This window comes from Bacteroides thetaiotaomicron VPI-5482 (assembly GCF_000011065.1).
GTDB lineage: Bacteria > Bacteroidota > Bacteroidia > Bacteroidales > Bacteroidaceae > Bacteroides > Bacteroides thetaiotaomicron.
Genome location: NC_004663.1, coordinates 5205183 through 5228065, shown reverse-complemented (window position 1 = coordinate 5228065; position 22883 = coordinate 5205183). Strand labels below are relative to the sequence as shown.

The 22883-nt window shown below is 42.8% G+C and carries 18 protein-coding genes and 1 tRNA gene; 9 read left to right on the top strand and 10 right to left on the bottom strand.

All coding sequences use genetic code 11. The features are described from left to right. Positions 1-62 precede the first annotated feature (62 nt). From BT_RS20250 to BT_RS20230, 5 genes are all read right to left on the bottom strand, one after another. Positions 63-1628, bottom strand: a complete 1566-nt coding sequence (locus tag BT_RS20250; protein WP_007836180.1) for an AAA family ATPase — start codon at positions 1626-1628, stop codon at positions 63-65. Further along, positions 1625-2485 carry a DNA adenine methylase gene (locus BT_RS20245; protein WP_007836183.1) on the bottom strand — a complete coding sequence of 287 codons (861 nt, stop codon included), beginning with the start codon at positions 2483-2485 and terminating at the stop codon, positions 1625-1627. The genes BT_RS20250 and BT_RS20245 overlap by 4 nt, the downstream gene beginning before the upstream one ends. A 4-nt stretch (positions 2486-2489) precedes the next feature. Beyond that, positions 2490-3878 (bottom strand): hypothetical protein, encoded by a 1389-nt coding sequence (locus BT_RS20240; RefSeq protein ID WP_011109060.1) that lies wholly within the window; start codon positions 3876-3878, stop codon positions 2490-2492. Between the two features lie 228 nt (positions 3879-4106). Next, the gene (locus BT_RS20235; RefSeq protein ID WP_011109059.1) at positions 4107-5219 is read right to left on the bottom strand and encodes a site-specific integrase; all 1113 of its coding nucleotides are present in this window, start codon (positions 5217-5219) and stop codon (positions 4107-4109) included. A 172-nt stretch (positions 5220-5391) separates the two neighbouring features. Next, positions 5392-5462 (bottom strand) — tRNA-Gln (locus tag BT_RS20230). Between the two features lie 264 nt (positions 5463-5726). On the opposite strand from BT_RS20230, the gene rsfS reads away from it, so the two are divergent. The 3 genes from rsfS to BT_RS20215 are packed head-to-tail and all read left to right on the top strand — an operon-like array spanning position 5727 to position 9099. Then, complete coding sequence (gene rsfS, locus BT_RS20225; RefSeq protein WP_008764242.1) at positions 5727-6086, top strand: ribosome silencing factor; 360 nt, start codon at positions 5727-5729, stop codon at positions 6084-6086. Positions 6087-6095: 9 nt separating this feature from the next. Next, complete coding sequence (ftsH, locus tag BT_RS20220; protein ID WP_062695721.1) at positions 6096-8240, top strand: ATP-dependent zinc metalloprotease FtsH; 2145 nt, start codon at positions 6096-6098, stop codon at positions 8238-8240. A 16-nt stretch (positions 8241-8256) separates the two neighbouring features. After that, positions 8257-9099: a phosphatidate cytidylyltransferase gene (locus BT_RS20215; RefSeq protein ID WP_008764240.1), complete on the top strand. Its 843-nt coding sequence runs from the start codon at positions 8257-8259 to the stop codon at positions 9097-9099. A gap of 112 nt (positions 9100-9211) precedes the next feature. Here BT_RS20215 and BT_RS20210 read toward each other — a convergent pair whose 3' ends face one another. From BT_RS20210 to surE, 3 genes are all read right to left on the bottom strand, one after another. Further along, positions 9212-9988, bottom strand: coding sequence for a NigD-like protein (locus BT_RS20210; RefSeq protein WP_008764239.1), 777 nt, complete (start codon positions 9986-9988; stop codon positions 9212-9214). Positions 9989-10079: 91 nt separating this feature from the next. Beyond that, positions 10080-11216: a lipid-A-disaccharide synthase gene (lpxB, locus tag BT_RS20205; protein ID WP_008764238.1), complete on the bottom strand. Its 1137-nt coding sequence runs from the start codon at positions 11214-11216 to the stop codon at positions 10080-10082. Between the two features lie 51 nt (positions 11217-11267). Then, positions 11268-12047 (bottom strand): 5'/3'-nucleotidase SurE, encoded by a 780-nt coding sequence (gene surE, locus BT_RS20200; protein ID WP_008764237.1) that lies wholly within the window; start codon positions 12045-12047, stop codon positions 11268-11270. Positions 12048-12407: 360 nt separating this feature from the next. Here surE and BT_RS20195 point away from each other — a divergent pair, with 360 nt between their 5' ends. From BT_RS20195 to BT_RS20175, 5 genes are all read left to right on the top strand, one after another. Beyond that, complete coding sequence (locus BT_RS20195) at positions 12408-13172, top strand: ParA family protein (RefSeq protein ID WP_016269488.1); 765 nt, start codon at positions 12408-12410, stop codon at positions 13170-13172. Between the two features lie 11 nt (positions 13173-13183). Beyond that, the gene (locus tag BT_RS20190; protein ID WP_008760916.1) at positions 13184-14074 is read left to right on the top strand and encodes a ParB/RepB/Spo0J family partition protein; all 891 of its coding nucleotides are present in this window, start codon (positions 13184-13186) and stop codon (positions 14072-14074) included. Beyond that, positions 14075-14962 carry a DUF5683 domain-containing protein gene (locus BT_RS20185; RefSeq protein ID WP_008764236.1) on the top strand — a complete coding sequence of 296 codons (888 nt, stop codon included), beginning with the start codon at positions 14075-14077 and terminating at the stop codon, positions 14960-14962. A gap of 33 nt (positions 14963-14995) precedes the next feature. Next, positions 14996-16291, top strand: coding sequence for a lytic transglycosylase domain-containing protein (locus tag BT_RS20180; RefSeq protein ID WP_008764235.1), 1296 nt, complete (start codon positions 14996-14998; stop codon positions 16289-16291). 72 nt (positions 16292-16363) lie between these two features. After that, positions 16364-18607: a RelA/SpoT family protein gene (locus tag BT_RS20175; protein WP_008760913.1), complete on the top strand. Its 2244-nt coding sequence runs from the start codon at positions 16364-16366 to the stop codon at positions 18605-18607. Between the two features lies 1 nt (position 18608). Here BT_RS20175 and BT_RS20170 read toward each other — a convergent pair whose 3' ends face one another. Beyond that, entirely contained in the window at positions 18609-18950 is a 342-nt protein-coding gene (locus tag BT_RS20170; RefSeq protein ID WP_008760912.1) for a MerR family transcriptional regulator, read from the bottom strand. Positions 18951-18971: 21 nt separating this feature from the next. After that, complete coding sequence (locus tag BT_RS20165) at positions 18972-19940, bottom strand: M23 family metallopeptidase (RefSeq protein WP_008760911.1); 969 nt, start codon at positions 19938-19940, stop codon at positions 18972-18974. Between the two features lie 107 nt (positions 19941-20047). On the opposite strand from BT_RS20165, the gene alaS reads away from it, so the two are divergent. Continuing rightward, positions 20048-22666 carry an alanine--tRNA ligase gene (gene alaS / locus BT_RS20160; protein ID WP_011109057.1) on the top strand — a complete coding sequence of 873 codons (2619 nt, stop codon included), beginning with the start codon at positions 20048-20050 and terminating at the stop codon, positions 22664-22666. Positions 22667-22883 lie beyond the last annotated feature (217 nt).

The following is a 22883-nucleotide window of genomic DNA, read 5'->3' as shown; positions in this document are numbered from 1 at the left end:
TATATCAAGCAATTTCATGACTAAACTTTCGGTGTCCACACTTCATTGTGGACACCGAAAGTTTAGTCATGGATATACTGTTTAATCATATTGTCAAAATTTGTTCTAAACTCTTGTGCCTCCTCAGAAATTGAACTTAAAAAAGGATTAAGGACTTTACAACCGTTTCGCCCCCAATATTCTAATTGGCTATTAAACCATTTTTTTGCATTTTGGCGCCCCAGTTCACCTCCTGCATTTATTTGTTCCATGGAATACTCTCGGAAACAGAATTGTTTTGTGTACCCATCTGCAATCTTAGACCATAATGGGTCTACATCAGATAGATTATACAAATAAGAGGCCAATAGTCTTTCTGGAGACTTATTTCCCGGTAAAATCAAAATGTTATCTGCATTGTTGATTTTCCTGAGATCATTTTTATTCATTCTAACATCCCCATCTAATATAACAATAGAATATGGATATATAAAAGCAGGCACTCTTTTGGTTACAAGTTCCATTAATGTTGAACATGGTAATGTTACATCCACAAAATCCAACACAAAAGCCTTGCTCTTTAAAATAGCTTTTACAAATAAGATATTTTCCTTGTCTTCCGTATATGCTGTAATTCTGTTTTTCTTGCGATTATTTCCTTCTGCAACAACATTTAAATCCAATTGAATGCCTTTGAAGTTCACGCCCTGTTTAATTGCAATCTTATCATCAACCTTCTTAAGGTAAAGGATCTTTGCTTGATTGGCTGTTTCTTCTTTTTTAGTTACTTCTTGAACTAAATCATCCATTGCCTTAAGAAGAGACATTGAATGAGTTGTAAATAAAATTTGCAAATTCAACTTAGATGCATATTTGCGCAAAACCTTTAACAACTCTACTTGGGATGCGGGATACATTGTTGCATCCATCTCATCAATGGCCAAAATACCGCCTTTGTATTGTCGGGGATATTTGTCATGTAATCTTTTAAAAGAAAATAACGCCAAGATAATTTTACCTAAATTATCTTGCCCCATAGAGTTTTGATTCCAATCGTATAGTTCTGTGGATACACCTATAGATTGCTTGTTTTTTGATGTGATTGTTGTTGCGGAAGAAATGGGAGTTTGTGCTATTAGAATTTTATTATGCAATTGCTTAAACTCATTTAGTTCTTCTTGCGTTAATAATGTATCATCTGTAATGATTTTAGCTTCCTCTGCCACTGGAACTAATCGCTTTAGACTTAAAAAGATTGTGGGGAAGGAAATGTATCCATCTCCTTCTTGCCTAGCTCCTTTTTTCCAAAAACGGACATTAGGATCTCCTGTTCGTTTGATACTTTCAACAGTAAAATCATCCATTCCTGCATCAAAGGAAATAGTCCATTCATGACCTTTTGGTTTATCAAAAGTAGGTGATAACCTAAACTTATCTTTGAATGCGGAAATATAACTACCACCACACAAGGGCTTTTCAACTCTCATAGAATCTTCTGTCTTAAGAGTGAAAGTTTGTGTTATAATACCAAGTAATGTTGACTTTTGAGTTCCGTTTTGCCCTGCAATTGCTGTTAACAAAGAGCCTACTTCAAAATCTTCATTTTGAAATCCTCGAAATCTTTCGATATGAATGTGCGTTATTTTCACTTTGTAGAATGGTTAAATAGTTTGTGTTTGGGGATAACTATGCCATCGCAAAATACCATTATCTCTTTACCTTTCCCGGAATTACTCGCACTATAATTCAATTCAAAACATTGCTGTCTATATTTTGAATATAGGCTGGTTATGAATGGTACATTATCATAAGAGACAATCCACTTACAATTTGCAATCTCACTTATAGTGTTAGCTATATTTTGATGATCTGTATCATTATAGTAATTCAGATAAAGTCCTTTACCTTTTACATAGTATGGTGGGTCTAAATAAAATAACGTATTATACGGTAATTCATTTTTTAACCGTTGTACTAAAGAAACAGCATCTTCATTTGTTAAATGGATTCTATCTGCATAATCTGCTATACGTTGAATCCTTTTTATCAAATCTTCTTTGTTGAATCTTGCATCAATCTTATAATTTCCAGTTTGGTCATAACCGCCAATGACTCCTGCTTTCAAGATTCCTGAGCGATTAGTCCTATTCAAGAAGAATGTAGAAAAGCCTAATTCTAACAAGTCAGAATTCTCTTTATTGGATTGAATTTCTTTTTGTTTAAACCAAGTTTCAACATTTAAAGGGGTATCCTTTATCATCTTGCAGAGAGCATCCACGTTATTTAAGGCACTATACCAAAAGGCATAAATAGATATATCCTTATCATTTATATGTATGTCGCTGACATATTCATTAAAGAGCAAAGATAATGCAACGGAACCACCTCCAACATATGGTTCAACATAAGTGCCATCGAGCAATGCGTTTTCTTTGATTAAGCATTGTACGAAATCAGCAACTTTAGCCTTACCGCCAGGGTATCTTAAAGGTGATAGAAATTCCATAATATTATTCTTTATTCTTTATTGATTCCCACAATTGGATAAAAAAACTTTCTATGTTGTCCCATCCAGTAATCAAATTATCTGCTTTAGGGTAGAAAAACTCGTTATGAACATATGCATTCAATGATTCGATTGAAAGAACTGAATTTTTATCATTTATTTCAGACCTTATGCCCTTTGATAAGTCATTACTCATTGTTCCTAATTGGGTCATATGATTTAAGACTTTACCAACTTTCCCTTGCAAACTTTCACCAGAAGAACAAGCTGTAATAGCATTGTTTCTTACTAAATCAAATTTCTCCAAATAGGCATCAACAGATAGTTCTAAAAATACTCTTAAAAGGACTGAAGATGCATTGGGGCATGTCTTGACCTGAACATGTTTTAGCTCCTCGAAAATTTTATTAATTTTCGGGTTGCTGATATGTAAATTCAAAGACTTGGGCACTAAAGCTCCTCTGTTTCTTGTTTTCCTGTTTTTATCCCCTTTTATTTCTTGTTTCTCGCTATTTCTTGATGCTTGTTCTTTATTGTTCTCAATATCTTGAACACTCCATTGTTCAGATGCTTCATTAGACAAATCTGGCTTTTGACTCTTGCCAAAATTATCAATATATTGCTTTCTTTTTTCTCTGTTATAGATATCAGAAACTTTGAATTCCGGATTCAGAATGTCTGTAACAACTTTTAAAAGCCCCTTAATGACTTCGGACACTTTAACCTTTGAAACTAAAATTCCATTGTTAATTTCCAAGCCAAGGTGTTCTCTAACATATGGATCCGACATCAAACGTTGCAAGTTGGTAATGTTTAATTTAGATAATGAATCCTTAATCGTATCAGAAACCTCTTCTTGTGATTTCAGCAAAGTGATAATTTGCAATGGAATTGATGATTTTCCTTCTGTCTTCTCCTCGAATCTTTGCTTTTGTTGAGCGTTCCAAGTGACAGTTCCGATACCATTAAGTTCTCCAGAGTGTTTACGTTTTATCCATATATCAGCTTCAGTAGGGGTTTCAAAAACAGCACAAGCAATATTCTTCAATTCAGAAATAGCATTAGGTTTTTCTTTTTGTAATTTCTGAAATTTCTTCCTTAAAGGAGAGTATTTGTCATCTATTAGTGTCGGATTATTTAATAGTTTTAATGACGTTATTCGCCTATTTCCTTCAAGTACAACATACTTATTGCTGTCTTCGTTGGGTGTTACAATAATCAAATCGACGGGGCTAAGACCATTGGTTACAATATCGTCCACAAGAGAATATAATTTATCCCCTTGATCCTCTATCATCTTATCTATTGCTTCTTTTTGTGATGATAAAGGCTCAAATCTATAATTTTCCGTATTGACAAATAGTGATGTCAATTTTATCGTTCTTATAACCATGGCAAAACCAATACTTGTTAGTTTGCAAAGTTACTCATTTTTAGTGAAGTTAGCAGTATTTGAACAATAAAAATGCACAGGAATCTGCGATTTTGCACGATTTTGCAGGATGAAGTTTATTGTAAATCAATTCTAATCACTATCTTTGCATTGCAAAAAGGCGTTCTTTTGATTTAATGCAAGACGAGGTAAAATACAGAACTTCACTCGTTTCCAAATCGTTACCTATCAAGAAACTAATCTTTGCAATCTATTCAAATTCAGCGACAAAGGCAATTCAATATGCCTGGCGCAGTGAAACGTGATGTTCTTATCTACTCCCGCTTGCTTGGCCACCTTTTTCAAGTATCTGTTCATCACCTGATTGAGTGGCACGGGGAATATATGATTGTTCCGTTTTCCTTCGTGATATGCCTCATACCTTTTTAATATATTAACGGCAGGTTGTAATAAAGGCAGTATTGCGTGTATGTCAGTTTTTTGCCGATAGTAGCTAAGCCACAGGCTTTTGTCTATGCCGACATTAATATTTTCATTGGTAAGGTTCTCTATATCGACATAGGACAGGCCTGTATATACAGCAAAAATGAAGACATCTCTCACGATAGACAGGTTGGCAGGCAAAGGGACCTCCTCAAGGCTTTTCAGTTCCTTTTCGGAGAGGAATCCCCTTTCCACTTTTGTTTTCTTGGCATTGAGCAGGCAAACAGGGTTTCGGCTTATCCATTCGTTTTGCAAGGCTACATTCATCACCTTTTTGAAACGCTGGATATGCTTTAATGCACCATTGACTGCGCATACGGTATCCCCTTCCCTCCTATACCCTTGAAGATAGGCGTAAAATTCATAAACGAATGCTTTGTCAACAGCAGCCAGGTCATAATCGGAAACGTGGTATTTAATGCGTATGAAATTGAGCAGATGTTTTTTCGTGACGTGATAGCCAATAAATGTACTGGTACGGAGATTCTTTTTCTCCATGATTTCATGGTAGTCGAACAGTGTGCTGATCGTAGAGAACTCATTATCCTGTGTCTGGAACATGAGTTTGAAATTCTCAATGTTCAAGGGATAGCTTTTCTGCCTGATTTTGGCAATGGTATCCTCAATCGTGATCTTCAAATCCTCGATATACCGATTGACTTCTTTATCATTAGCGGTTTTCCCGAGCGACTTTTGCGCAACCGCCGACCATGATTCTGAGCGTAGATGTAGTTTCGTGGGAATTTCGTATCTTTGCCCTGAGATCGTAACCCGACATGAGAGAGGTGACATCTTTTCATTCGTTCTTCCTTTCCTTATCCAGAAAAGAACATTGAAAGTTTGCTTTTTTTGGTTCATCGTTGTTTTTTTTGAGAATCACTCAAAAAAATATCAAAAAAGAGCAATCGTGTCACCGAATTTGTCACCGAATTAGCGTCAACTTTTTTCGGGTGGCATTTGTCAAAGCATGAAAAAACCCGCTAAAATTGCAGTTTTAGCGGGTTTTTGTCATTAAAAAGCTGGTGGTTTGTTGGGCTACCTGGATTCGAACCAGGAATGACAGGACCAGAATCTGTAGTGTTACCATTACACCATAGCCCAATGATTTTCGTTTGCGGGTGCAAAGATACAAATAATTTGGGAATTGCAAACATTTCTGCTATTTTTTTTGCAAAAACTCTCATTTTGCTCCTTCAAGTAGAAGCATCTCCCCTAAAAAACACAAAAATTAAGTCATAACTTTCTTGTATCCAATAAATCACCGTATATTTGTCAAAAATATCACGTTTATAATCAGAAACAAAGGGTAATCCTTTTTTGTTATAAACCAAAAGAGAACATGAATTATTAATTTCAATTACAGGAATGAACGATACGAAAATATTAATTGAAAAAATTAAAGAGGGAATTCAGGAAAAAAAAGGTAAAAACATCATTATTGCTGATTTAACCAGTATAGAAGATACCATCTGCAAATATTTCGTTATATGCCAGGGGAACTCCCCTAGTCAGGTAAATGCTATTGTAGACTCTGTCAAGGAGTTTGCCCGTAAAGGTGCAGACAGCAAACCGACCGCAATCGACGGACTTCGAAATGCAGAATGGGTGGCAATGGATTATTCCGATGTACTTGTACATGTCTTTCTGCCGGAAGTAAGATCCTTCTATAATCTTGAACATCTGTGGGCTGACGCCAAACTTACTCAAATCCCCGATTTAGACTAATCCACAATTATGGACAACAATAATACTAACAACAATAACAATAAGCCTAATAATAAGGTGAATATGCCCAAGTTCAATCTGAACTGGCTATATATGATTATTGCCCTCATGCTTCTCGGCCTTTGGTGGAGCAGCGATTCAAGAGGAAGCGGAAGTAAAGTCGTTCCTTACAGCGACTTCCAGAAGTATGTCACTAACGGCTACATCAGCAAAGTACTGGGCTCTGAGAAAACTCTCGAAGCTCATGTCAAACCGAATGCCGTAGGTGCAATATTCGGTGCGGACTCCACCAAAGTAGGAAGAAACCCAATTATTACCAGTAACCCTCCTTCTAAGGACAGGCTGGATAAATTTCTGCAGGACGAAAAAGCAGCCGGTCATTTTGACGGAATAGCAGATTACCCTGCCGATTCGGATATTTTCCCGGCAATCCTGATTAATATTCTTCCGCTGGTTTTATTAATCGCCCTGTGGATATTCTTCATGCGTCGTATGAGCGGCGGTGGCGGCGGTGGTGCCGGCGGTGTATTCAATGTAGGAAAATCCAAAGCCCAGCTTTTCGAAAAGGGAGGCTCCATCAAGATTACATTCAAGGACGTAGCCGGCCTGGCGGAAGCCAAACAGGAGGTAGAAGAAATCGTAGAGTTTCTGAAAGAACCTCAGAAGTATACTGACCTAGGAGGTAAGATTCCCAAAGGCGCATTGCTCGTAGGCCCTCCGGGAACCGGTAAGACATTGCTTGCGAAGGCTGTTGCCGGTGAAGCAAACGTTCCGTTCTTCTCACTGGCAGGTTCTGACTTCGTAGAAATGTTTGTCGGTGTAGGTGCTTCCCGCGTACGTGACCTGTTCAAGCAAGCTAAAGAAAAAGCTCCTTGTATTGTCTTTATCGACGAAATTGACGCGGTAGGCCGTGCTCGTGGCAAAAACCCTGCAATGGGTGGAAATGATGAGCGTGAAAACACCCTGAATCAGTTGCTGACTGAAATGGACGGCTTCGGCTCCAACAGTGGTGTGATTATCCTTGCCGCTACCAACCGTGTGGACGTACTTGACAAGGCATTGCTTCGTGCCGGACGTTTCGACCGTCAGATACACGTAGACCTGCCCGACCTTAACGAACGTAAAGAAGTATTCGGCGTACACCTGCGTCCGATCAAGATAGACGATACAGTAGATGTAGATTTGCTAGCACGTCAGACTCCGGGATTCTCCGGTGCGGACATTGCGAATGTCTGCAATGAAGCTGCCTTGATCGCAGCCCGTCACGGAAAGAAATTTGTAGGCAAGCAGGATTTTCTGGATGCGGTAGACCGTATCATCGGTGGTCTGGAAAAGAAGACCAAGATTACCACAGAAGCGGAAAGACGCTCGATTGCCTTGCATGAAGCAGGACACGCCTCTATCTCGTGGTTGCTGGAATATGCAAATCCATTGATCAAGGTAACGATTGTTCCCCGCGGACGTGCATTGGGTGCTGCCTGGTATCTGCCGGAAGAACGTCAGATCACTACCAAAGAGCAAATGCTTGACGAAATGTGCGCTACCCTCGGAGGACGTGCAGCCGAAGACCTGTTTATCGGGCGCATCTCTACCGGTGCTATGAACGACCTCGAAAGAGTTACGAAACAAGCATACGGCATGATTGCTTATTTAGGTATGAGTGACAAACTACCCAACTTATGCTATTATAATAATGAGGAATATTCTTTCAACCGCCCGTATAGCGAAAAGACAGCCGAACTCATCGATGAAGAAGTGAAACGGATGGTGAACGAGCAATATGAACGTGCCAAGAAGATTTTGTCCGAACATATGGAAGGACACAATGAACTGGCTCAGTTACTGATCGACAAAGAAGTGATCTTTGCCGAAGACGTTGAACGTATTTTCGGTAAACGCCCGTGGGCATCCCGCTCGGAAGAAATCATGGCTGCCAAAGAAAGCCAGGATGCTGCCAGAGCGGAAAGAGAACTTGCCGAGAAACTGAAAGCAGAAGAACAAGAAATCAAAGAAGAGGAAGCTAAAAATTCTGCTCAGGAAGAAGCAACTACAGAAACGAAAATCACTGCGGAAGGAAAAAAAGTAACCGTAGAAGGAAAAGTTACTATAGAAGCAAAATCCAATGAGAAAGAACAAACTACCGAATCTAAATAATTAAAACACGAAGATTTTGATTAGTAATTTTATAAAACGGGCCATTACGGGTATACTCTTTGTCGCCATTCTGGTGGGATGTATACTCTATAATTCTTTCAGCTTCGGCATTCTGTTCATGGCGATCAGTGCACTGACGATCTATGAATTCGGACAGTTAATCAACAGCCGTGCAGAAGGAGTCAACGTAAACAAAACCATTATCATGCTGGGAGGAGCTTACCTGTTCCTCGCAGTGATGGGATTCTGTATCGACGCAGCCGACTCCAAGATTTTCATTCCTTATTTGCTGTTGCTGCTCTATTTGATGATCAGCGAATTGTATCTGAAAAAGGCAAGTTCAATGCTTAACTGGGCATATTCCATGCTCAGCCAGCTTTATATAGGCCTGCCGTTTGCCTTGCTTAATGTCTTGGCGTTTCATACTGATCCGGAATATAGCAGCGTAAGCTACAATCCGATTCTGCCATTGTCCATCTTTATATTCCTTTGGCTGAGTGATACAGGTGCATATTGCGTCGGTTCATTAATTGGCAAACACCGCTTGTTTGAACGTATCTCTCCTAAAAAATCATGGGAAGGTTCCATCGGCGGCGGAGTAGTAGCTATCGGAGCTTCTTTTGTCTTGGCACATTACTTCACGATTATGTCGATGTGGGAATGGGCAGGTCTCGCTTTAGTCGTTGTCGTTTTCGGAACATGGGGCGACCTGACAGAATCATTACTGAAACGCCAGCTGCACGTTAAAGATTCAGGGACCATTCTTCCGGGACACGGAGGGATGCTCGACCGTTTCGACAGTGCTTTGATGGCTATACCGGCAGCAGTCTTTTATCTGTATGCACTAACTTGGTTTTAATAACAGAATAAATAAAATAAAAGGTCGGAAGCCGCTTTGAAGCACTTCCGACCTTTTTTTTTCACACACAGTGTTCGTCAAGGTTTAGGTTTAGTTATTTATAAAAGTTTTGCTATTTAACAAAAGAAGTAGAATGCACATCTTTCGCTTTTTCCGGAACGCCTACCGGATGATCCAAATCAAGAACGATCACTCTTCCTTCTCCATTTTCTTTTGAATTAATAGTCACCTTAAATCCTTTAAATTCTGTTTCAGCTGCATCTTTTGCCGTTGGATAGAACTCTTCCAGATTATAAGAAACTCGTCCCCATCCCCGGTATCCAGTTACATCATCATACGTATTGTAACGTAATTCCAGATGTATATACCCATCTTCATCCACATTCAAAGCTTCCGGTGTTTCCGGAGCTTCCGGTTCTATCTTATTCTGTACAAGACTGATGCGGTGCTTTTCAGAACGAGGCAAATACTGATGGAAGATGATATTCAAAAACTTTCCTCCCAGCCACATATCTCCTTGATAAATCACGATAGGATCATTACCGAATTCCTCTTCATTTTCAGCCGTCATATCTTCCACCTCTTTTGTCAACACTTCCTGAATTCCTTCAATCTTTACCTGAGCACCCTTATCCGTATCAGCCAAAGGATTGAAAAAAGCAACTACTCGTTCACCGTCTACCGGTTTGTACCAAGGAATAGAACTGGCCACCGGATCAATCATACCCCAACGATCACCTTCCAGATAATAACCACCGCCACCGGTGGCACGAACTGTAGCCCAATCCCATCCTATGTCTCCAATTGAGTACCCATCGTCGTCACATGATTGCAGCGCAGGTACCAATGCGAGCAATAACATTACTAAAAGCCAATTAAATTTTTTCATATTTGTTCCTCTCTTTTTAATTCTTCTGCTATATAAATAAAAAAGCCGGGCATTTACTGCACCGGCTTTACGTTTATTCAGAAAAAGAAAGTTATTTTTTCAACAGTTCAAGCATTTTGCGAGCGGCATGCTGGGGAGCACCTGCAGGTCCCAACCGATCTGCCATATACTCATATTCGGCAAGCATACGATTCTTATACTCCTGATCTTCAATCAGTTTCTTTAGTTCATTCTGCATATTTCCGACTGTCATTGTATCTGCAACCAACTCCTTTACGACCTCACGGTCTGCAATCAGATTGACCAGTGAAATAAATTTCACTTTCAATATATGACGACGCAAAAACGAAACCACTTTTCCAATCGGTGTATAGTAACAAACCACCTGAGGAACACGGAACAAGGCTGTCTCAAGAGTCGCCGTACCCGAAGTGGCCAAAGCCACCTCCGCATGTTGTAGCAAACGATAGGTCTGGGCAAAGATTATTTTCACTTTAGCCTGCCCTACATATTGCTTGTAATACTCCGGAGCGATGCCGGGAGCACCGGCCAGTACCAGTTGATAATCGGGAAAAGCAGAAGCCGCCTTCAGCATATCCGGCAGATTATCCTTGATCTCCTGTTTCCGGCTTCCCGCCAATAGTGCGATTATCGGTTTATCCTCCAGGTTATTATCCGCCAAGAATGCTTCCGGATTTTTGGGATGAGCTTTCTGATAGGCAGTCACTTCATCTACCGTAGGATTTCCTACATAATGTATAGGATAGCGGTGTTTCAAAGTATAAAACTCCACTTCAAAAGGAAGAATGGAGAAAAGTTCATCCACATCACGTTTGATATTCTTTATGCGGTACTCTTTCCATGCCCATATCTTCGGAGAAATATAATAGAAGACAGGAATCTGCGTCTCGGAATGCACAAACTTAGCTATGTTAAGATTGAAACCGGGATAATCGACCAAGATCACCACATCGGGATTCCAGGCCACAATATCTTCCTTGCAACGTTTCATATTTGCAAAGATCGTACGCAAATGAAGTAGTACAGGGATAAATCCCATATACGCCAGTTCTTTATAATGCTTCACCATCGTTCCTCCGACGGCAGCCATCAGATCTCCGCCGAAAAAGCGGAAATCGGCCTGAGGATCTTCCGCCTTGAGGGCCGTCATCAAATGGGACGCATGCAAGTCTCCGGAAGCTTCACCGACAATCAGATAGTACTTCATGGGAATTTTGAATTAGGAGTTTTGAAATTTGAAATCAGCACAATGCGTATGTCAGAATTCCAGTTGCTGACAATAGCCATTCAGTTCATCTATAAAGCCATAAGCAGTCATATCGACTGTCGTTGGCGTGATAGCCACATATCCGTTTTCCAGCGCCCAATGATCATTATTCTCGTTTTCAAGTTCATGATCGGTGAATGAACCGGTCAGCCAAAAGTAATTATGGTCATCGAGACGGGGGCAAGTTACCCATTCATTCACCCAGCATCCCTTTGCCTGTTCGCAAACCTTCACTCCTTTGAGGTTGGGAGTATCGGGAAAGTTCACATTAAGACAAGTCAACGGGGGCAGTCCTTTTTCCAATATCATGGCAGCTATCTTGCGTATATAAGGACCCGAAGGTTCAAAATCAGCATCGGGCCGATGATTGCACAGAGAAAAACCAATCGAAGGAATTCCCTTCAGACAGCCTTCAATCACCACTCCCATCGTTCCCGAATAATGCACGTTAATAGCGGAATTATCTCCATGATTGATACCGCCTACGATCAGGTCAGGCTTCCGGTCGAGCACTGAGCCCAATGCCAGCTTGATACAATCGGTCGGCGTTCCTGTACATTTATATACAGTCAGTCCCACTTCTCTTTTGACCAGTTGATAATGAACCGGATGAGTCACCGTCAATGCACTGCCGCTGCCGGAGCGCGGAGAGTCGGGTGCCATTACAACAATTTCCCCCAACGGACGAAGGAACTTCACCAATTCACTAATACCTTTAGCCATAACACCATCGTCATTCGAAACGAGGATCAACGGCTTCTTACTTTCCATATATTCAATCCTTTCCTTTTTAATGTTCGCACAAAAGTAGCAAAAAGTAACCGTACTGCCAACCGCTTATCTCCGAATATCACATTAATCACATCGCTATCTGACGAATATACACCCGTTTACAAATCTTAATCTTCTGCAAGCGAGTAAAAAAAGAAATAGATATCCAATATAAATATGTATATTTGCAAGCTCAAACAGAGAAAGTATGATGATAAAATCAACCAGGTTTCGGAACTGTTTCGTCCGGCAGTTATTAACAAAACCGGTGACTTATCAACAGAAAATGCAAAGTTTCTCTTTTTTCGTAGGCGCTCTAAGGAATTATCACTTATTTCGCTGCCAATAAATTTAGAGTATATGGGAAAAATAATTGCTTTGGCCAATCAAAAAGGGGGTGTAGGAAAGACCACGACTACGATTAATCTCGCAGCGTCACTTGCTACACTTGAAAAGAAAGTACTCGTGGTAGATGCAGACCCGCAAGCAAATGCCTCTTCCGGCCTGGGAGTGGACATCAAGCAGTCGGAATGCACTATCTATGAATGCATTATTGACAGAGCCAATGTACAGGACGCTATTCTTGACACAGAAATCGACTCTTTGAAAGTGATCTCTTCGCACATCAATCTTGTAGGAGCAGAGATTGAAATGCTGAACCTCCCAAACCGCGAAAAGATACTGAAAGAAGTGCTCACACCCTTGAAGAAAGAATATGACTATATTCTGATAGATTGTTCTCCTTCACTCGGACTGATTACCATCAATGCCCTGACGGCAGCCGACTCCGTGATCATCCCCGTGCAAGCTGAGTATTTTGCTCTCGAAGGCATCAGCAAACTGCTGAATACGATTAAAATCATCAAGTCGAAACTGAATCCCGCTCTGGAAATCGAAGGTTTCCTGCTGACGATGTATGACTCACGTCTGCGTCAGGCAAACCAGATTTACGACGAAGTGAAAAGACACTTCCAGGAATTAGTTTTCAACAGCGTGATCCAGCGAAATGTGAAACTGAGCGAGGCTCCCAGCTACGGTATCCCGACCATTCTTTATGATGCGGACTCTACCGGTGCCAAAAACCATCTCGCCCTTGCCAAAGAGATTATCAACAGAAATAAATAACCGAAGAAGATATGGCAACACAAAAAAGAAATGCATTAGGACGCGGACTTGACGCCCTGCTCTCAATGGATGATGTGAAAACCGAAGGTTCTTCTTCCATTAGTGAAATAGAGTTGGCGAAGATTACCGTCAACCCCAATCAGCCACGCCGCGAATTCGATCAAACGGCATTGCAGGAACTGGCTGATTCCATTGCGGAAATCGGTATCATACAGCCTATCACTCTACGCAAGCTCTCGGACGATGAGTATCAGATCATCGCGGGAGAGCGTCGTTACCGTGCTTCACAAAAAGCAGGACTGAAAACCATCCCTGCCTACATCCGCACTGCCGACGACGAAAACATGATGGAAATGGCGCTGATTGAAAACATACAGCGTGAAGACCTGAATGCGGTAGAAATAGCATTGGCTTATCAACATCTGCTGGACCAGTATGAACTGACACAGGAACGCCTGAGCGAACGTATCGGCAAGAACCGGACCACTATCGCCAACTACCTGCGTCTGCTGAAACTGCCGGCTCCTATACAGATGGCTCTACAAAACAAACAGCTAGATATGGGACATGCACGTGCATTGATTTCATTAGGCGACCCCAAACTTCAAGTAAAAATATTCGAAGAGATACAGGAACACGGATACTCCGTCCGCAAAGTAGAAGAGATTGTCAAATCGCTGAGCGAAGGAGAAGCTGTGAAAAGCGGCACACGGAAAATCACTCCGAAACGCAGCAAACTACCGGAAGAGTTTAATTTACTAAAGCAACAACTCACGGGATTTTTCAACACCAAGGTACAACTGACTTGCTCCGAAAAGGGGAAAGGAAAAATCAGTATTCCTTTCAGCAACGAGGAGGAACTGGAACGTATCATGGAAATCTTCGATACGCTAAAAAAGTAGATGACAAGAAAAAGTAAGAAATATCAGTTACCCATCATCACCCTGCTTCTCTGTTTTCTACAGGTGGCAGGGATTGATGTGTATGCACAAGAACCTGTGACTCCGGTACAGAAAGACAGTATTATTCAGAGCCGGGAAGCACCGAAAGCACGTGCACGAAGGCACCGGGATCCTGCTCAGGTGATGGATTCGTTGAAAAAGGATTCAATCAAAATATTGCATCCGGAACGCCTGCAAGCAACCGACAGTCTGTCTGCTGTCAAAATACAGATAGCCGACAGTCTTGACGCAGCCAATAAAAAAGAACTGAAGAAGATAGAACAGCCGGCACCTATTGTAGTGAAAACCGACACAGTACCTCCTGTGCAGGATCTCAACAAGAAACTGTTCATTCCCAACCCGACCAAAGCAACATGGCTTGCAGTCGTATTCCCTGGCGGAGGACAGATTTACAACCGTAAATACTGGAAACTACCTATTATATATGGAGGGTTTGCAGGATGTGCGTATGCCCTCAGCTGGAACGGGAAAATGTATAAAGACTATTCACAGGCCTATCTGGACATCATGGACAGTAATCCAAACACCAAGAGCTATGAAGATTTGCTGCCACCGAACGCCCAGTATAATGAAGAGCAACTGAAAAACACCTTGAAACGAAGAAAGGACTCGTTCCGTCGTTTTCGGGACCTTAGTATATTTGCATTTATCGGAGTATACCTTATCTCCATCATCGATGCCTATGTCGATGCGGAATTATCGAACTTCGACATTTCACCTGACTTGAGTATGAAGCTGGAGCCAACTGTCATCGACAATAACAGCCAGTTCCGCTCCAACAGTTACAAGAATAAGTCAGTGGGACTGCAATGCGTACTACGATTTTAAAAACACAATTTAGATTGAACTTATAATTAAAGCATGAAGAAATTAGAAAACTATTGTTCGATTATTTTCCTTTTCCTGTTGGCAACCACACAGGTAAAAGCTCAAAGTGTAGATGTAGTTATTCGTGAAAACGGAACCGAACGCAAAGAAAGCATCGATCTTCCAAAGAGTATGACTTACCCGCTCGACAGTCTGCTGAACGACTGGAAAGCTAAAAACTATATTGATTTAGGCAAAGATTGCAGTACGGCGGAAGTGAATCCTTTATTCAGTGATTCTGTCTACATTGACCGCCTTTCACGTATTCCGGCTGTCATGGAAATGCCTTATAATGACATTGTACGCAAATTCATCGATATGTACGCGGGTCGCCTGCGCAATCAGGTTTCATTCATGCTGAGCGCCTGCAATTTCTATATGCCTATTTTCGAAGAAGCACTGGACGCTTACGGACTTCCTTTGGAACTGAAGTACCTGCCGATTATCGAATCTGCACTGAATCCTTCAGCTGTGTCACGTGCCGGTGCTTCTGGACTGTGGCAATTCATGATTGGAACAGGAAAGATTTACGGTCTTGAATCCAATAGTCTGATAGACGAACGCCGCGACCCGATCAAAGCAACCTGGGCTGCCGCCCGTTACTTGAAAGAGATGTACGATATTTATGGAGACTGGAATCTGGTTATAGCAGCCTATAACTGTGGCCCAGGTACTATCAACAAGGCAATCCGCCGCGCCGGAGGCGAAACGGATTACTGGAAAATCTATAACCTGCTGCCTAAAGAGACACGCGGATATGTACCTGCTTTCATCGCAGCCAACTACGTGATGACATACTATTGCGACCACAACATCTGTCCGATGGAAACAAACATTCCGGCAAGCACAGATACGGTGCAAGTCACTAAAAACCTTCATTTCGAGCAGATTGCCGAACTTTGCAATGTTCCGCTGGAGGAAGTGAAAAGCCTGAATCCCCAATACAAGAAACAAGTGATTCCCGGCACGACCAAACCTTGTACATTACGTTTACCACAAGGTGCCATCAGTACGTTTATTGACAAGCAAGATACAATCTACGCACACCGTGCCGACGAGCTATTCCGCAACCGCAAAACCGTTGCAGTGAAAGAAGTTACTCCAACCACCCGCAGACAGACAAGCGCTGTTGCCGGTAAAGGAAAATTAACTTATTATAAGATAAAAAGTGGAGACACTCTTTCATCGATTGCCGAAAAGCTAGGCGTACGTGTCAAAGATATACAGCAGTGGAACGGTATGTCGAACACCAGAATCGCAGCAGGAAAACAATTGAAAATCTACAAATAAATGACTTCCCGCTTGCTTCATTCGGAAATTTGCTTATTTTTGCAAAAATAAGCGAATGAAAGGATAACGAATATGGATAATATAACCCCCAAAGAAATAGCAGATGAAGAGATGATCAATCAGGCGTTCCAGGAACTTCTGAATGATTATCTCCATACTAAACATCGCAAACGAGTTGAAATCATCACAAAAGCTTTCAACTTCGCTAATCAGGCACACAAAGGAATCAAACGCCGATCCGGCGAACCTTATATCATGCACCCGATTGCCGTTGCACAAATAGTATGTAACGAAATTGGTCTTGGTTCTACTTCTATCTGTGCGGCACTGCTGCACGACGTAGTAGAAGACACTGATTACACGGTAGAAGACATCGAAAATATCTTTGGACCGAAGATTGCCCAGATTGTAGACGGACTGACCAAAATCTCCGGAGGGATCTTCGGTGACCGTGCTTCGGCACAGGCAGAGAACTTCAAGAAGTTACTGCTCACCATGTCGAACGATATCCGAGTTATCCTGATCAAAATAGCCGACCGCTTGCACAATATGCGCACGCTGGGTTCCATGCTGCCCAACAAGCAATATAAGATAGCAGGAGAAACTCTCTACATCTATGCCCCGTTAGCCAACCGCCTAGGTCTGTACAAGATAAAAACAGAGCTTGAAAACCTCAGCTTCAAATATGAACACCCCGAAGAATATGCCGAGATAGAAGAAAAGCTGAATGCTACCGCCGCCGAACGCGACAAAGTATTCAACGACTTCACAGCTCCGATCCGCACCCAGCTGGATAAGATGGGGCTGAAATACCGGATTTTGGCACGTGTGAAATCGATCTACTCCATCTGGAACAAGATGCAGACCAAACACGTCCCGTTCGAGGAGATTTATGACTTGCTCGCTGTCCGCATCATCTTCGAACCACGCAACGTGGAAGAAGAGCTCAACGACTGTTTCGACATCTATGTCTCCATTTCCAAGATATACAAGCCTCATCCCGACCGCCTACGCGACTGGGTAAGCCACCCGAAGGCGAATGGTTACCAAGCATTGCACGTCACCCTGATGGGAAACAACGGACAATGGATCGAGGTACAGATTCGCAGCGAACGGATGAACGATGTTGCAGAACAAGGCTTTGCCGCCCACTGGAAATATAAAGAAGGAGGAGGCAGCGAAGACGAAGGTGAACTGGAGAAATGGCTGAAAACCATTAAAGAGATACTGGATGATCCGCAACCGGACGCAATCGACTTTTTGGATACGATCAAACTGAACCTGTTTGCTTCCGAAATCTTCGTGTTCACTCCGAAGGGAGAGTTAAAGACAATGCCACAAAACTCTACGGCACTGGATTTTGCCTTCTCACTGCACACAGATATCGGTAGCCATTGTATCGGCGCCAAGGTCAATCATAAACTGGTGCCGCTAAGTCATAAACTGCAAAGTGGAGATCAGGTTGAAATATTGACCTCCAAATCCCAACGTGTACAACCGCAATGGGAGGTATTTGCAACGACCGCCCGTGCCCGTGCCAAGATCGCAGCGATTCTTCGCAAAGAACGGAAAGCGAATCAGAAAATTGGCGAAGAGCTACTCAACGAGTTTCTGAAGAAGGAAGAAATACGTCCGGAAGAAGCTGTCATCGAGAAGTTGCGTAAATTTCACAACTTCAAGAATGAAGAAGAGTTACTGGCCGCTATCGGCAGCAAAGCCATTACTTTGGGAGAAGCGGACAAGAACGAGCTGAGAGAAAAGCAAACCAGCAACTGGAAGAAATACCTGACGTTCTCCTTCGGGAACAGCAACAAGGAAAAACCGGAAGAGAAAGAACCGCAGGAAAAAGAAAAGATCAATCCGAAAGAGATTCTTAAACTGACCGAAGAAAGCCTGCAAAAGAAATACATCATGGCCGAATGTTGTCATCCGATTCCCGGTGATGATGTTTTGGGTTACGTTGATGAAAACGACCGCATTATTATTCATAAACGCCAGTGCCCTGTTGCTGCCAAGCTGAAAAGCAGCTATGGTAACCGTATATTAGCGACCGAATGGGATACTCACAAAGAACTTTCTTTCCTCGTATATATCTATTTAAGAGGTATAGACAGCATGGGACTTCTGAATGAAGTGACTCAGGTCATTTCCAGACAGCTCAACGTGAACATCCGTAAACTTGCCATTGAAACGAATGACGGGATATTCGAAGGAAAGATTCAGCTATGGGTACACGATGTGGAAGATGTAAAGACAATCTGTAATAATCTGAAGAAGATTCAAAACATCAAACAGGTGAACCGGGTGGAGGAATAATTTATCGTCCGTCCAGTTCTTTCTTGATAGCCAGAAGCTCTTCCTTAATACCTTTCAGACGGTTCACAATTTCGTAATTGCGAACCGTGGCTTCCTTATTATCCTTCAACCGTTGACGGGCACCGGGAAGCGTCAGACCTTTCTCCTTCACCAGATGATAGATCAGACCAATCGTTTCCACATCCTCCTTTCGATACTGACGTATCCCCCTCCCCGTTGTCCTGGGAGAAATCTGCGGGAACTCCTTCTCCCAAAAACGAAGCAAGGATGCATTGACTCCAAACATATCGGCCACTTCGGCTATGGAGTAATATAATTTTAGTTCTTTGTCCGTATTCAGCATAGAAATCGTTGTTTTAAGAGATTAATCGAACACTTTACCGTGATTGGCGGCTAGTTGAATCATCTTCTCATAATCTTCCGCACTCAAGTCCATGAAGTAATAGTTGACAGGATTCACAACCTTTCCCTTCACGTGTACCTCATAGTGAAGATGAGGACCGGTGCTCTTACCTGTACTTCCCACTTTTCCAATCACCTCGCCACGCACCACCTTTTTCCCAACTTTCGTGTTATAGCTCTGTAAGTGAGCGTACCGAGTCAGATAACCGAAGCCATGATCAATCTCAATCGTATTGCCATATCCGGTTTCCCATCCTACTTTTACCACTGTACCGTCACCGGTCGCATAGACATCCGTTCCCGGATGAGCGGAGAAGTCCATTCCCGAATGAAACTTCGTCGTACCGTAAATCGGATCAATACGTGTTCCGTATCCGGAAGCAGTCTTGCGAAGGTCTTTATTGGAGATAGGCTGGATAGCCGGAATACATTTCAGCATTTCATCATGATTCTTACACATATCCACCACGTCATCGAAAGATTTGGACTGGATATAAAGTTGTTTGGACAGTACATCCAGCTTTTGGGTCGTATTTACCACCAGCTTGGAGTTTGCCAGATCCATCAGCTCCTCATACCGGTTCGTACCTCCAAAACCTGCCTGACGGATAGCCGGCGAAACAGGATCAGCTTGCAGAATCACCCGATACAGGTTATCGTCACGCTGCTGAATATCCTGCAGCACCCCCATCGCATCATCCAGACGGCGGGAAAGTACATTATATTGCGCCAAAAGACGGCTATTTTCGATTCGCAGCTCCTTCTCCGAAGGCGATCCGAACACTAGAAGCAAGACGATGAAGCATCCGGCTCCAAGTCCCATACCGATAAAAAGCCGGCGCAGAATGCTAAGTGCACGCTGCCGTACGGTAGGGTAAATTCGGTCATAAGTCTGCGTCCTTGGATTGTAGATGTAGTAAACTTTGCGCATCTTTTTGGAAATATTTCGCTTGTTAATACGGCAAAAGTAATAAAAACAAGCTATCTTTGCACAGTTTTTTGAGAATATTAACCTCAACAATAGATATATAGAAGAATATGTTGACTGCAAAAGAGATCAGAGATTCATTCAAGAATTTCTTTGAGTCGAAAGGACACCACATTGTTCCCTCGGCTCCGATGGTGATAAAAGATGACCCTACCCTGATGTTTACCAACGCAGGGATGAACCAGTTTAAAGATATTATTTTGGGTAACCACCCGGCCAAATATCACAGAGTCGCGGACTCTCAGAAATGTCTGCGTGTAAGCGGAAAGCATAATGACCTGGAAGAAGTGGGACACGATACGTACCACCACACCATGTTCGAAATGCTGGGCAACTGGTCATTCGGTGACTACTTCAAGAAAGAAGCCATCAACTGGGCATGGGAATATCTGGTAGAAGTATTGAAACTGAATCCGGAACACCTGTACGCCACTGTATTCGAAGGAAGTCCCGAAGAAGGACTGAGCCGTGACGACGAAGCCGCTTCTTACTGGGAACAGTATCTGCCGAAAGATCACATCATCAACGGCAACAAGCACGACAACTTCTGGGAAATGGGTGATACAGGTCCTTGCGGACCTTGTTCGGAAATCCACATCGACCTCCGTCCGGCAGAAGAACGTGCCAAAATCTCCGGCCGTGATCTCGTCAACCACGATCATCCCCAAGTGATTGAAATATGGAACCTTGTGTTCATGCAATATAACCGTAAAGCTGACGGCAGCCTCGAACCACTTCCTGCAAAGGTTATCGATACAGGTATGGGATTCGAACGCCTCTGTATGGCTTTGCAGGGCAAGACTTCCAACTACGATACAGACGTATTCCAGCCGATGCTGAAAGCGATTGCAGCAATGTCAGGCACAGAGTACGGAAAAGACAAACAACAGGACATCGCCATGCGTGTAATCGCTGACCACATCCGTACGATTGCTTTCTCCATTACGGACGGTCAGCTGCCTTCCAATGCCAAGGCAGGTTATGTAATCCGCCGTATCCTCCGCCGCGCCGTTCGCTACGGATATACTTTCCTCGGACAGAAACAGTCATTCATGTACAAGCTGCTTCCGGTGTTGATCGACAACATGGGAGACGCTTATCCGGAACTGATCGCACAGAAAGGTCTGATCGAAAAAGTAATCAAGGAAGAAGAAGAAGCCTTCCTTCGCACGCTGGAAACAGGTATCCGTCTGCTGGATAAAACAATGGGAGATACAAAGGCCGCCGGAAAGACAGAAATCAGCGGTAAAGATGCCTTTACCTTATATGATACTTTCGGTTTTCCGTTAGACCTGACAGAACTGATTCTTCGCGAAAACGGAATGACAGTCAACATCGAAGAGTTCAACGCGGAAATGCAACAGCAGAAACAGCGTGCACGTAACGCTGCCGCCATCGAAACCGGTGACTGGGTGACTCTGAGAGAAGGAACAACCGAATTCGTAGGTTACGACTATACTGAATACGAAGCATCTATTCTCCGCTATCGTCAGATCAAGCAGAAAAACCAGACACTGTATCAGATCGTACTTGACTGTACTCCGTTCTATGCAGAAAGCGGTGGTCAGGTAGGCGACACCGGTGTATTGGTCAGCGAATTCGAGACCATCGAAGTGATTGACACCAAGAAAGAGAACAATCTACCGATACATATTACCAAAAAGTTGCCGGAACATCCGGAAGCTCCGATGATGGCTTGTGTAGACACCGACAAACGGGCAGCCTGCGCAGCCAATCACTCGGCAACTCACCTGCTGGACTCTGCCCTGCGTGAAGTACTGGGCGAGCATATCGAACAGAAAGGTTCGTTAGTAACACCGGATTCACTGCGTTTCGACTTCTCTCACTTCCAGAAGGTGACCGACGAAGAAATCCGCCAGGTAGAACACCTGGTGAATGCCAAGATTCGTGCCAACATACCTTTGAAGGAATACCGCAACATTCCTATCGAAGAAGCGAAAGAGCTAGGAGCTATCGCCCTCTTCGGTGAAAAGTACGGTGAAAGAGTACGTGTCATCCAGTTCGGTTCTTCTATCGAATTCTGTGGAGGTATCCACGTAGCCGCAACCGGAAATATCGGTATGGTGAAGATCATTTCCGAAAGCTCTGTTGCAGCCGGTGTACGCCGTATCGAAGCATATACGGGAGCCCGTGTGGAAGAAATGCTGGATACCATTCAGGATACGATCAGTGAATTGAAATCGCTCTTCAACAACGCACCCGACTTGGGTATTGCCATCCGCAAGTATATTGAGGAAAACGCAGGACTGAAAAAGCAGGTAGAAGACTACATGAAAGAGAAAGAAGCCTCGCTGAAAGAAAGACTGCTGAAGAATATACAGGAAATTCACGGTATCAAGGTAATCAAGTTCTGTGCTCCGTTGCCGGCGGAAGTGGTGAAGAATATCGCCTTCCAGCTTCGCGGTGAAATCACAGAAAACCTGTTCTTTGTGGCCGGAAGCCTCGACAACGGCAAGCCTATGCTGACCGTCATGCTAAGTGACAATCTGGTGGCCGGTGGCTTGAAAGCAGGCAACCTGGTGAAAGAAGCAGCCAAACTGATTCAAGGCGGCGGAGGCGGTCAACCTCATTTCGCTACTGCCGGAGGCAAGAATACAGACGGACTGAATGCCGCTATCGAAAAGGTACTGGAACTCGCAGGTATCTAAAAAAGCAGTAACATACATCCAATACAAGAACCGTGTCTTAAAGTCACCCGCACTTTAAGGCACGTTTTTTTATTTCAGATTCCAGTGTCAACAGCAACTAATCAGCCTCCTGCCAAAAATATTCGTGATATAAACTCAATTATCACAACTTTTTCCTACCTTTGTAAACAGATTAATTATTTTTCTTATCCTTCAAATAATAAAATAAGTAATCACC

Bases quoted from the DNA above. Each gene is read 5' to 3' on its own strand.
- BT_RS20245 (WP_007836183.1), bottom strand. From the start codon at position 2,485: ATGGAATTTCTATCACCTTTAAGATACCCTGGCGGTAAGGCTAAAGTT.
- BT_RS20240 (WP_011109060.1), bottom strand. From the start codon at position 3,878: ATGGTTATAAGAACGATAAAATTGACATCACTATTTGTCAATACGGAA.
- BT_RS20235 (WP_011109059.1), bottom strand. From the start codon at position 5,219: ATGAACCAAAAAAAGCAAACTTTCAATGTTCTTTTCTGGATAAGGAAA.
- rsfS (WP_008764242.1), top strand. From the start codon at position 5,727: ATGAACGATACGAAAATATTAATTGAAAAAATTAAAGAGGGAATTCAG.
- ftsH (WP_062695721.1), top strand. From the start codon at position 6,096: ATGGACAACAATAATACTAACAACAATAACAATAAGCCTAATAATAAG.
- BT_RS20210 (WP_008764239.1), bottom strand. From the start codon at position 9,988: ATGAAAAAATTTAATTGGCTTTTAGTAATGTTATTGCTCGCATTGGTA.
- lpxB (WP_008764238.1), bottom strand. From the start codon at position 11,216: ATGAAGTACTATCTGATTGTCGGTGAAGCTTCCGGAGACTTGCATGCG.
- surE (WP_008764237.1), bottom strand. From the start codon at position 12,047: ATGGAAAGTAAGAAGCCGTTGATCCTCGTTTCGAATGACGATGGTGTT.
- BT_RS20195 (WP_016269488.1), top strand. From the start codon at position 12,408: ATGGGAAAAATAATTGCTTTGGCCAATCAAAAAGGGGGTGTAGGAAAG.
- BT_RS20190 (WP_008760916.1), top strand. From the start codon at position 13,184: ATGGCAACACAAAAAAGAAATGCATTAGGACGCGGACTTGACGCCCTG.
- BT_RS20185 (WP_008764236.1), top strand. From the start codon at position 14,075: ATGACAAGAAAAAGTAAGAAATATCAGTTACCCATCATCACCCTGCTT.
- BT_RS20180 (WP_008764235.1), top strand. From the start codon at position 14,996: ATGAAGAAATTAGAAAACTATTGTTCGATTATTTTCCTTTTCCTGTTG.
- BT_RS20175 (WP_008760913.1), top strand. From the start codon at position 16,364: ATGGATAATATAACCCCCAAAGAAATAGCAGATGAAGAGATGATCAAT.
- BT_RS20170 (WP_008760912.1), bottom strand. From the start codon at position 18,950: ATGCTGAATACGGACAAAGAACTAAAATTATATTACTCCATAGCCGAA.
- BT_RS20165 (WP_008760911.1), bottom strand. From the start codon at position 19,940: ATGCGCAAAGTTTACTACATCTACAATCCAAGGACGCAGACTTATGAC.
- alaS (WP_011109057.1), top strand. From the start codon at position 20,048: ATGTTGACTGCAAAAGAGATCAGAGATTCATTCAAGAATTTCTTTGAG.